The sequence below is a fragment of the Mycobacterium sp. genome (genome assembly GCF_036488105.1).
Classification (GTDB): domain Bacteria; phylum Actinomycetota; class Actinomycetes; order Mycobacteriales; family Mycobacteriaceae; genus Mycobacterium.
Genome location: NZ_DASXHW010000294.1, coordinates 24,505 through 35,869, shown reverse-complemented (window position 1 = coordinate 35,869; position 11,365 = coordinate 24,505). Strand labels below are relative to the sequence as shown.

The following is an 11,365-nucleotide window of genomic DNA, read 5'->3' as shown; positions in this document are numbered from 1 at the left end:
CGAACTGAATTACGTCAGCGACGTCGACGTGATCTTCGTTGCCGAACCCGCCGATCAGGTGTCCGCGCGGATAGCCGGCGAGATGATGCGGTTGGCGTCGGACGCCTTCTTCCAGGTTGACGCCGGCCTGCGACCGGAAGGCCGCCACGGCGAGCTGGTTCGCAGCCTCGACTCGCATATCGCCTATTACCAGCAGTGGGCGAAGACCTGGGAGTTTCAGGCGTTGCTGAAGGCCCGGCCAGCGGCCGGCGACGCCGAACTGAGCAAGCAGTACATCGAAACGCTGATGCCGATGGTCTGGAATGCTTGCGAGCGGGAGGATTTCGTCAGCGAAGTCCAGGCGATGCGGCGGCGGGTAGAGCAACTAGTGCCCGCTGACGTGCGCACCCGCGAGATCAAACTCGGCAGCGGCGGGCTGCGGGATGTCGAATTCGCGGTGCAGCTCTTGCAGCTCGTGCATGGCCGCAACGATGAGTCGCTGCATGTGGCGTCGACGGTCGATGCGCTGGCCGCACTGGGCGCCGGCGGCTACGTGGGTCGCGACGACACGGCCAATCTGACTGCCTCCTACGAATTTCTGCGGTTGCTTGAACATCGGCTGCAGTTGCAGCGACTCAAGCGAACGCACATGTTGCCCGCATCCGACGACGAGGAGTCGATGCGCTGGCTGGCCCGGGCGGCTCATGTCCGGCCCGACGGCAGCCACGACGCGGTGGGCGTATTGCGCAATGAACTGAAACGTCACCACATGCGGGTGTCCCGGCTGCACGCGAAGTTGTTCTACCAGCCGCTGCTGGAATCGCTTGTGCCGGAAGGCCTGGAGTTCTCCCAGGGAATGACGCCCGCGGCCGCGGAGCGCCAGCTGGCCGCACTCGGCTACGAGGCTCCGCAAAGCGCGCTGAGCCACCTGTCCGCGTTGATCAACCAGAGCGGCCGCCGCGGCCGGGTGCAATCGGTGCTCCTGCCCCGACTGCTTGATTGGCTTTCCGATACCCCCGATCCGGATGGCGGCCTGCTGGCCTACCGCCGGATCAGCGAGGTGATGGTCGACCACCGCTGGTATCTGTCCACGCTGCGCGACAAGCCCGCGGTCGCCAAGCGACTGATGCATGTGCTCGGAACGTCGGCGTATGTGCCCGAACTCTTGATGCGCGTGCCGGAAGTCGTCCAGAACTACAGCGACGGGGCGTCAGGCCCCAAGCTGCTCGAGGTCGACCCCGAGGCGGTGGCCGGTGCGCTGGTGGCCTCGGCGGGCCGGCAACGCGATCCGGTTCGGGCCATCGCGATTGCGCGTTCGCTGCGCCGCCGTGAGCTGGCCCGCGTTGCCTCGGCCGATCTGCTGGGCATGCTCGACGTCACCGACGTGTGTGCCGCGCTCAGCGCGGTCTGGGTCGCGGTTTTGCAGGCCGCCCTGGACGCTGTGGTTCGGGCCAACCTTCCGGAAAGCGGCAACGCGCCGGCCGCCATCGCCGTCATCGGCATGGGCCGGCTCGGAGGCCACGAGCTGGGCTACGGATCCGACGCCGACGTGCTGTTCGTCTGCGAGGCGGCCGACGGGGTGCAAGACTCCGACGCCGTGCGCTGGGCGGTCACCGTGGCTGAGCAGATTCGCGCGCTGTTGGGGACCCCCAGCGCCGACCCGCCGTTGGAGGTCGACGCCAACCTGCGTCCGGAGGGTCGCAGCGGTCCGCTGGTCCGCACGCTCGCTTCGTACGCCGCTTACTACCAGCAGTGGGCCCAGCCGTGGGAGATCCAGGCGCTACTGCGGGCCGACGCGGTGGCCGGTGATGCGGATCTGGGTCGGCGGTTCTTGCACATGGCCGACAAGACGCGGTACCCCTCCGGCGGGGTGTCGGCGGAGGCGGTCCTCGAGATCCGGCGGATGAAGGCGCGCATCGACTCCGAGCGGCTGCCGCGCGGCGCCGACCCGAAAACCCACACCAAGCTTGGACGCGGGGGATTGGCCGACATCGAGTGGACCGTGCAGCTGCTCCAGCTGCGCTATGCCAGCGAGATCGCTGCGCTGCACAACACCTCGACGCTGGAGAGCCTGGATGCCGCCGCCGAGGCTGCGCTGATCACCGCTGAAGACGCGTCGCTGTTGCGGGAGGCATGGCTGACCGCGACGCGGGCCCGCAACGCGCTGGTGCTGGTTCGCGGCAAGCCCACCGACCAGTTGCCCGGGCCCGGCCGCCTGCTCAACACTGTTGCCGTCGCGGCCGGCTGGGCGAAGAACGGGGACGGCGGCGCGTTCCTGGACAACTACCTGCGGGTGACTCGGCGCGCAAAAGCCGTCGTGCACAAGATCTTCGACGAATAAGCCAGCCCCGCCCGCGGTAGCCCGAGCGCCTCGGTGTTAGTAAGGATGTATCGGTCGGCTGCTGACGGAGGCCCGCCACTAGCGCCAGGAGGCGGGGTTGGACGCGAAGGTCCCCTACGAGGTGATGAGCGCCGACGAACACGATCGGCTCGCAGCGCTCTACGGTCCGCTGACCGACGACGTGCGCGAGCTGATCCGGCTGGCTCTGCGCACCGACGCAGACCCAGACTCCGTCGATGCGGCCAGAATGGCGATCCGGACGGCCAGCGATGTGCTGCGCAGCAGACAGCGTGACGATTCGCAGGTGGTGCGCCACGCGGTCGGGGGACGCCCGGTGGTCTGGGGCAACGCCGTGATCGGACTGCGCAACGCCATCGCCCCGCCGCTGACCATCCATCACGACAATGACGGCACCCAGTGCTGGAGCGAGTTCACCCTGAACGCCGCGTACGAGGGCCCGCCCGGGCTGGTGCACGGAGGGGTCTGCGCGCTGGTGCTCGATCACGTGCTCGGCGAGGCCGCCAGCGCCGGCCTGACCAAGCCGCTGTTCACCGGAACCCTCACGGTTCGGTTCGTGCGTGGTACCCCGTTGGGCAGGCTTCGCGCCGACGCCGCCGTGGAGCGCACCGAAGGTGTCAAATCCTTTGTATCCGGCCATCTTTCCGACGGCGAAGGAATCACTGTCGAAGCCGAAGGAATCTTCATCAAGCCGTCGTGGGCGCGGGACGCCGAATGAAGTTCTACGTCAGCAGCGCATTTCTCGATACCCGCGAGATCGTCGAGATCGCCAAGGCCGCCGACGAGCTCGGTTATGACGGCATGGGGATCCCCGACCACATCGTCAACCTGGAGACGTTGAAAACCCCGTACCCCTACACCAAGGACGGGCAGCGGCGCTGGCAAGCGTTCACCGAATGGCCCGACCCCTGGGTGCTGGTCGGCGCGCTCGCGCAGGTCACCACGCGGCTGCGGTTCGTCACCACGGTCTACATCCCGGCCATGCGCAATCCCTACTCGGCGGCCAAAGCCATTGGCACCGCGGCCTATCTCGCCGACGGGCGGGTCGAGCTCGGCGTCGGCGTCGGCTGGTGTGAAGAAGAGTTCGACCTGATGGAGCAACGCTTCTCCGCCAGGGGCAGACGCACCGACGAGATGCTCGACCTGATGCGGACCCTCTGGTCGCCGGACTGGACGGAATTTGACGGCGAGTTCTATCAAACCCCGAAGCTGGAGATGCAGCCGACGCCGCCGCGGATACCGATCTACGTCGGTGGGCTCAGTGAGATCGCGTTGCGCCGCGCGGCGCGCTACGACGGTTGGATCGGCGACCTGATCAAGACCGATCACGCTATCGCGTCGGTGGCCCGGTTGCGTGAACTGCGAGCCGAAAACGGTTTAACGATGGACGATTTCACTGTTCTGACGCCGCTGACCGATGCATTCACGATCGCCGATTACCAGCGCGCCGAGGACGCCGGCATCCACGGCATCGTCACGATGCCGTGGATGTTCTACTCCGGGCCGGATGCCACGCTCGCCGAGAAGGTCGACGGGATGAAGCGATTCCGCAAGGATCTCGCCCTCGACCGGTGATCGGAGTCGGTGGACGAAAAACGTTCCCACACTTCCGCGAATGCCTTAACGTGACGAGGGTGGAGCTACACGGAAATCCCGAACTGGTGCCCGTGGAGGCACTGCGGTCAGGTGACCCGATTACCGACGTCCATGGCGGCGGTCAGCACTACATCGTGCTGGAGTCGAAATCTCTCGACGAGAGCTGTGTCGTCCTCGAGCTCGAGTCGAAAGCCCACGATCAACTCCGGGTGATCGAGATGTCGTTCCCGACCGGCTACTACATGGGCAGGTCGCCGCGGCACATCCTGTGACCTCGCGTCGGAGGCGTCGCCTCGGACCTGGTGACAGTCGGCGATCGTGGCTGCCTGCATGATGAGAGCCATGCCGGAAATCAGGCCGTATCGCATCGACGTCCCCGCCGCCGTTCTCGACGACCTCAAGCAGCGTTTGTCGCGCACTCGATGGCCGGAGTCGGAGACGGTCGACGACTGGAGCCAGGGCATACCGCTGGCCTACACCCGCGAGCTGGCCGCCTATTGGGCCGACGGTTACGACTGGCGTTCGCGGGAAGCCGCGCTGAACCGGTTCGATCACTTTCTGACTGAGATCGACGGGCTGGACATCCATTTCATCCACCAACGTTCGCCGCACGACGACGCGCTGCCGCTGCTGATCACCCACGGCTGGCCGGGCTCGGTGGTCGAGTTCCACAAGGTGATCGAGCCGCTGGTCAACCCGCCGTCCGGTCGCGCCGAGGACGCCTTCCACGTGATCTGCCCATCGCTGCCGGGATACGGATTCTCCGGGAGGCCCACCCACACCGGATGGGGTGTGGAGAAGATCGCCGAAGCATGGGAGACGCTGGTCGGCCGACTCGGTTACGACCGGTACGGCGCGCAGGGCGGTGACTGGGGTGCGGCGGTGACGACGCAAATCGGACGCAACGTCGGTCACTGCGTGGGCATCCACCTCAACATGCCGATGGCGAAGCCGGTCGCCGGGTCCGCCGATATCACCGAGGACGATCAACAGGCCCTGGCCGCATTTGTGGAACACCGGAAGTGGGGCACTGGCTACTCCAAACAGCAATCCACGCGGCCCCAAACGCTCGGTTATGGACTGGTCGACTCACCGGTGGCGCAGCTGGCGTGGATCGCCGAGAAGTTCTGGGCATGGGCTGACTGCGACGGGCACCCCGAAAATGTGCTCAGCCGTGACGAATTGCTCGACAACGTGATGCTGTACTGGGTCACTGGAAGCGGCGCATCTTCAGCCCGCCTGTACTGGGAGAGCTTCAACAGGTTTGTCACCGATGGCCGTGTGGAGCTGCCTACTGGAGTCGCGGCATTTCCGAAAGAAATCCTGCGCACGCCGCGAAGCTGGTGTGATGCCGCCTACAACGTCACGCACTGGACGACGATGCCGCGCGGCGGGCATTTTGCCGCGTTCGAGCAGCCGGAGTTGTTCGTCGACGATGTCCGCGCGTTCTTCGCGACGGTGCGATAGCTGTCCGAATTGCGCACGACGCCAATGGGATAACTGTCACCACCGGGGACATGGACTATCGCGCGGACTTCGTGGTCGTCGCAACTCCTGCCCAATTGGCGGGTGCGATTGACTACAGTCCGCCTGTACCGGTACGCCGCTGCCCACGCGGTGTTGGGAAGTACCTAGCGCCGCAATCGACTTCGGCCGCTCGACCAGCCACTGCGCCCCGGCCACCGACTTCGGTGGGCGTCCAAGGCGTAGGGGCCGCCGCCCGCGAAGATCAGCAACAGGAAAGCGAAGCAAAACATCACCGCGTCCTCGCCGTGGTTGTTGATCGGGAAGAAGCCATGTGGCAGATGGACGGTGCAGTAGGCGAACGCCATCTCCCCTGAGGCCAGGAACGCGGCGGGCCGGGTGAACAGCCCGAGGGTGATCAGTGCACCGGTGACCGCTTCGATCCAGCTGGCGTAGTAGTCGGGCCATTGGCCCACTGGCGCCACGTGATCCGCGGCCGGCCAGCCGATCAGCCCGGACAGGCCGTGGCTGAGAAACAGCAACCCGAACATCACTCGAAACACTGACAGGGCGGTCGGCCAATACGAATTCAGCCGGGCCTCGAGACTTTGCGCCATGCGCTGACGATACGTCCTTACAGCTGCGCCCAGACCGACTTCGTCTTCATGTACATCTCGATGCCCTCTTTACCGAACTCGTGTCCCCAGCCGGACTGCTTGTAACCGCCGAACGGCACGTCGGGGTCAAATACCAACTGACAGTTGACCTGCACGCTGCCCGCCTGCAGACGCTTGACGATCCGGTGCGCACGCCCGAGGTTCTCGGTGTAGGCCGTCGCGGCCAGCCCGTACGTGGTGTCGTTGGCCAGAGCCACCGCCTCGTCCTCGTCATCGAACGGCAGGATGCTGACCACCGGCCCGAAGATCTCCTGCTGGTAGAGCCGCATGCCCGGGTCGACGTTGGTGAGTACGGTCGGGTGGACGAAGTAGCCCTTGCGGTCCATGCGGTAGCCGCCGGTAACGATGTCGACGCCGTCGCTCTTGCCTTCGTCGATGAAACCCATCACCCGAGTGAGTTGCTTCTGGCTGATCAACGGGCCGCTGACACAGCCTTCCTCGCTGGGCGCGCCGTACTTGAACGTGTTGGCCATCATCGAGATGCCCTCCACGACTCGGTCAAACACGCCGCGCTGCACGAAGATTCGTGACCCGCACACGCAGCCCTGGCCGGAGTGGACGAAGATGCCGAGCGAGGCCATCAGGATGGCCTTGTCCAGATCGGCGTCGTCGAAGATCAGCACCGGCGACTTGCCGCCGAGTTCGAGGGTGACCTTCTTGAGGTTGTCCGCCGACGCCCGCACGATCTCCTTGCCGACGTCCGTGGAGCCGGTGAAGGCGACTTTCTCGACTCCCGCGTGCGCGGTGATCGCCGCGCCTGCGGTGTGGCCGTAGCCGGTCAGCAGATTGACCACGCCCTCTGGTACCCCGGCCTCGTGCACCAGTCGGTCGAGCAGGAGCGCCGAAAGCGGCGTCTCCTCAGCGGGTTTGACGAGCATGCTGCAGCCGGCGGCGAGCGCCGGAGCGAGCTTGGCGCTGGCGTTGAAGATGGGGCCGTTCCACGGGAAGATCAGTCCCACGACGCCGTAGGGCTCTTTCAGCGTGTAGGCGTGCATGTTCACGTAAGCGTCGCTCGCGATGCCGTCGGTCTTCACGTCGTAGGCGACGCCGTTGAGCTTGGAACACCAACCCGCGTAGTAGCGAAAGAACTCCGAACAGGTGGACATCTGCAGGGTTGCTTGCATCAGTGGCATACCGGTGTTAAGCGAGTCGAGCCGGGCGAACTCGTCTGCGTGCTCGTCGATCAGATCCGCGATGCGCCAGATGACCTTGGCTCGCTCGCGGCCCGGCAGCTGGGACCAGACACCGGACTCGAAGGACGCCTTCGCCCGTGCGACGGCCTCGTCGACCGCCTCTTCGCCGCAGTCGGTGAACTCGGTGATGGTCTCTTCGGTCGCGGGATCGATGACGGAAATGACGTCACCCGAGCCGGGTCGCTTGCGAAGGTCGTCCAAGAGTTCCTGCAGCGCCATCTGATCCCTTCCATACCATTCACAACGAATGCTGAGCACCTGCTTAGCATCGCTGACGTCGCCCGGTCAAGGCGCGTGTCGACTACGAATTCGCCGGGCCGAGCGCTTTGGCCAACAGCGCCGTGAGCTGTCTCTGCTCACCGGTGCTCAACCGACCGGTCAACGGCGTGATCCGATCACCGACGGCCGCGGTGATCGCCGGGACCAGGCCGCTCTTTGCTCAGCCGCTCAAAAAAAGCTTTTTCCAAGGTTTCGCTGTTGTACATGTGTTTGCCGCCCTAGGCTCGCACAATGACGGCATCGTCGACGCCGAGAATGAAGGAAGCTAATCAAATGCCCCCACCTCGCTGGCTGGCCAGACTTGCCATCCCGATGATCGCCGGCGCTGCGCTGGTTGCTAGCGCTGCGATTGCGACTGCCGATCCCAGGGATGACGGATACCTCGATCAACTGCGCGGCGCGGGCCTCACGTGGCCCGATGGCCACGAGGACGCGCTCATCGGGACGGCTTACCTCATCTGTGACGATCTCGGGTGGGGTTGGACGCCGCAACAGATTGCCAACAGCGTTCACGCCAACTTGGATCCGGACAACATCCATGTGCACGACGTCGGATCCATGGTGAACATCGCGCGTGCGGTTTACTGCCCCAACCAGCGGTGCTGGGCTCCCCACTGCTGAGGCTCAGTCGAATCTCTTGCGGAGCAACCGCAACTAGATAAATCAAACGCCTGGACGCGGGCACTCAGTATTCCGATGCGGTGGCAGAACTGCTGATTAACTGGTAAAACGGCACCTCGAAGAGTTGCCCCCTCCCACTGACGGGAAGCCTTACATCTATCTGGAAGACCGGTGTGTCGCTTGGATCTGCCGACCACGAGTTCGATCCCCGGTCAAATATCGAAGCCGGAGAATGACCCAAATACCTTGTGACATGGCTACCTGATTTTTCGAATCCATAGACTCGAATTGCCCTGCGTGATCTTCTCCGTCGGGTGCTTCAACACGAGCGGCATGTTTGCTTCGAGGAAAGTTGCATGGTGTTTTTCCATGTAGGAATTCCAGTAGACGATCTCGAATGAATCGTTGAATTGAAGAAAGCATCTCAGGAAGTATGCCTCGTTCCACGCGAAACCGCAATCAAGCCAGATCTGCGGATACTTAAATGGCCAGAGCACATCGTGAAAATGAATCAGCACACCTTTGTTCAATCTCGGCAGAACACTGAATAGTAGATGCGAAACATCACTGCCGAGCTTCGCTACGTGCGATGAGTCGATGAACAGTATATCGTCGGCTTGCAACGTCTCAAATCGTTTGAGGGGCACCGTCTGAACAGGCTGCCTAATTATTGTCTTTCGCTGCAAATCACTTTTGGTCAGAAGCGTATCCAGCCGGTTCGAATCGGGATCTATGAAAGTGAATTCGATCCGATCGCGGAAGAAGAGCTCATTGGTGTCCAGCATCGCAGCCGATGAGTAACCAGAGCCAACTTCGATGATGCGCTTGGGCTGCATATGTCGCAGCATCATATACAGGACCAACGGATCGCCGTAGCTGCACCAATTGTTGTCTAGATAGAATCGGCGATCCTCCGTCTTCTGATGCGGAAACGGCTGCTCCGAGTAATACAAGGCTAAGTGCTTCGCGAGCTCGAGTTGATTCTTCTCTTTCAAGTCTATGCCGCTGGGTTCCGTTATCGGAATCACCGCTTTATTTCGAGCGATCTCCTCGCTGTCTGGAAGTGGCGAGTAGTAGTGACCGGGAGGGTAAGTTTTAACGAATCTGAAATTAGGTGAATTGCGAAGGTTGACCAGGAATTCAATGTCGCTCGCGGGAAGCTCGGCATTCAGCGATGCGAACTCGGCGGCAAAATCGTTCATCGCGCGCAAAATGGCGCTGGAGTCGTCTCTGGGAATCTTTGGATTCTCGGTCAAGAAATTACCGAGCAAGAAGTTCCGCCTCGGCAGTCGCGCTCCGGCTACGCCAAATCGGCAGAAATGTACAAGGGGATTCAATTTCGCTGAGCAGACATCAGGGTACGTTTCCAAATACCACGATGTATCAAAAAGACGGTGCGGATCTTTCTTCGCTCCAGCACCGAAAGCAAGAAAATGAAGCAAAGGATCGTCGATCTTTTCGGCCGCATCTTCGGCGTATTGTTCTAAGTAGAAGGCCGCGTCAAACAGTGGGTGCGGATTCCTCCGTCCCCTTGCGCCGAACCTAACGTAATGAACCAGAGGATTAAGCCCTGCGGCCGCCACGTCGCCGTATTGATCGAGATAGTACTGCGAGTCGAAGAGCGGATGCGGATTCAATTTCTCGAACCCGCCGAAAATGAGGTAGTGAATGAGAGGATTGCTTTCCTCCGACGCAGGAGCAGATAGTTGCGAACAGTAAAACTCGGTATCAAATAATGGATGCGGGCTGTACCGCTTGCGCGCCCCAATTTCAATAAAGTGCGTGAGCGGATCTACATCGCCAGAACGCAGCTCCGGACAATTGTTCAGGTAGTGCGACACGCTGAACAAAGGATGCGGATCCCTCGCCTCGCGCCACCCAAACTTGACGAAGTGCTCGCGAAGTCCCATCCCTGGGCTGACGACATCGGGATTGTTGAGCGTGTAATAACTGCTATCGAATAAGAGTTCGCCGGGCTCGCGCGTGCTTATGTCTGGTTTGCAGACAGCTTCTCTGGGACACGTCTGTTTTTCGGCCCGGGGCTGCAGGCGTTTGCCGCGCCAATGATCGCGTTCTTCTCCAGCGACAAAGTGATCGCGAGTGCCGTTGTTTGCAAGTTCCTTCTCTAACTCAGCAGCCTGCTCATGCAGGCTGCGAATTCGATTCCCAGCCCTGACGATAAACTCTTTCACTTCGCGCTGATGTTTCGGTTGAACGAGGTCGTGTCCAACTGAGGACCTTTCAAAATCTATCTGAAAAACGTCCCTTCCATGGGGCAAAGAAAAGAGAGAAATGTGGTTGACTGCCATCTCCAATAGCTGCTCTTGTGAAAGCCCATGTTCAGAAAGAAACGAGTCTGGATACATGCGAGCCAGGCGCACGGCATCATATACGACGAGCAAATCCTCTAAATTCTTTCTGCTGCAGCTGTCGTCGTGACATCGAAACTGACAGAGCACATCGGAAATGTAATAAAGATCGCCCTGCTCGAGAAGTCGGAAAATATATTCGATATCTCCGAACTGATAGAAGTCATCTGTGAAACCTGCCCCTTTGAATTCCCTGCGAAACATGAGGCAGGAAGGCTCGCCGACCCAATTACAGAATTTTGTCAGATTGTCGATGATAACTTCTTTTCCAGGAAGTATCGAATCGTGCTCTAGGTGAGTAAGCGTCTCGATGTGTTGATTTTCAGGTCCGATGGTCTCGCGGCCGCAACTGGCCAGAATGACATTGGGAAAGGTATCGAGCGCCGTCACCATTCGCCTTATGATGTCCGGGTGCAAAAGGTCGTCCTGAGCAAAGGTCTTGATGTACTCGCCGCGCGCCCGCTCCAGGCACTTGTTGTAGTTGCCGAACAGCCCAAGACGCTGAGGATTACGCGAAAACAATATACGCTTGTCCCTGCTGGCATAATCATTCACTATTTCGGGTGATTTATCTTCCGAGCCGTCATCGGAAACAACCAGCTCGAAATCGATATGGCTTTGATTGAGGACGCTCTCGATTGCGTCGGCCAAATACTTTTCACCGTTGAATACAGGCAGGCACACTGATACTCTCGGGTTTGCGGACATCATAATTTCTACCATACCGGGCCTATTACCGGAAGTCCCGGTAAGGCAGAAGATTGCCCGGGATGACCACCATCAATGGTATCGCCTGCCTGGCTGCAAGACGTGCGCGTGAAAACATGA

General features: G+C 61.3%; 9 protein-coding genes. 6 read left to right on the top strand and 3 right to left on the bottom strand.

Annotated elements, in window-relative coordinates; all coding sequences use genetic code 11:
- The 5 genes from VGH54_RS15320 to VGH54_RS15300 all read left to right on the top strand — a co-directional run.
- A partial coding sequence (locus tag VGH54_RS15320) for a bifunctional [glutamine synthetase] adenylyltransferase/[glutamine synthetase]-adenylyl-L-tyrosine phosphorylase (RefSeq protein WP_331512893.1) occupies window positions 1–2,320 on the top strand: 2,320 nt, incomplete at its 5' end.
- A 124-nt stretch (window positions 2,321–2,444) separates the two neighbouring features.
- A complete protein-coding gene (locus VGH54_RS15315) occupies window positions 2,445–3,056 on the top strand; it encodes a PaaI family thioesterase (protein WP_331512898.1) in 612 nt (203 codons plus the stop codon).
- Window positions 3,053–3,913, top strand: a complete 861-nt coding sequence (locus tag VGH54_RS15310; protein ID WP_331512892.1) for a TIGR03619 family F420-dependent LLM class oxidoreductase — start codon at window positions 3,053–3,055, stop codon at window positions 3,911–3,913. The genes VGH54_RS15315 and VGH54_RS15310 overlap by 4 nt, the downstream gene beginning before the upstream one ends.
- Window positions 3,914–3,972: 59 nt before the next feature.
- A complete protein-coding gene (locus VGH54_RS15305) occupies window positions 3,973–4,206 on the top strand; it encodes a hypothetical protein (protein ID WP_331512891.1) in 234 nt (77 codons plus the stop codon).
- A 79-nt stretch (window positions 4,207–4,285) separates the two neighbouring features.
- The gene (locus VGH54_RS15300) at window positions 4,286–5,401 is read left to right on the top strand and encodes an epoxide hydrolase family protein (RefSeq protein WP_414688723.1); all 1,116 of its coding nucleotides are present in this window, start codon (window positions 4,286–4,288) and stop codon (window positions 5,399–5,401) included.
- A gap of 164 nt (window positions 5,402–5,565) precedes the next feature.
- Here the strand turns inward: VGH54_RS15300 and VGH54_RS15295 are convergent, their stop codons facing one another.
- Window positions 5,566–6,015, bottom strand: a complete 450-nt coding sequence (locus VGH54_RS15295; RefSeq protein ID WP_331512889.1) for a DoxX family protein — start codon at window positions 6,013–6,015, stop codon at window positions 5,566–5,568.
- Between the two features lie 17 nt (window positions 6,016–6,032).
- On the bottom strand, window positions 6,033–7,487 hold the full coding sequence (locus VGH54_RS15290; protein WP_331512887.1) for an aldehyde dehydrogenase family protein: 1,455 nt from the start codon (window positions 7,485–7,487) through the stop codon (window positions 6,033–6,035).
- Window positions 7,488–7,820: 333 nt separating this feature from the next.
- Here VGH54_RS15290 and VGH54_RS15285 point away from each other — a divergent pair, with 333 nt between their 5' ends.
- Window positions 7,821–8,168, top strand: a complete 348-nt coding sequence (locus VGH54_RS15285; protein ID WP_414688721.1) for a DUF732 domain-containing protein — start codon at window positions 7,821–7,823, stop codon at window positions 8,166–8,168.
- Between the two features lie 257 nt (window positions 8,169–8,425).
- Here the strand turns inward: VGH54_RS15285 and VGH54_RS15280 are convergent, their stop codons facing one another.
- Window positions 8,426–11,248 (bottom strand): glycosyltransferase, encoded by a 2,823-nt coding sequence (locus VGH54_RS15280; protein WP_331512886.1) that lies wholly within the window; start codon window positions 11,246–11,248, stop codon window positions 8,426–8,428.
- Window positions 11,249–11,365 lie beyond the last annotated feature (117 nt).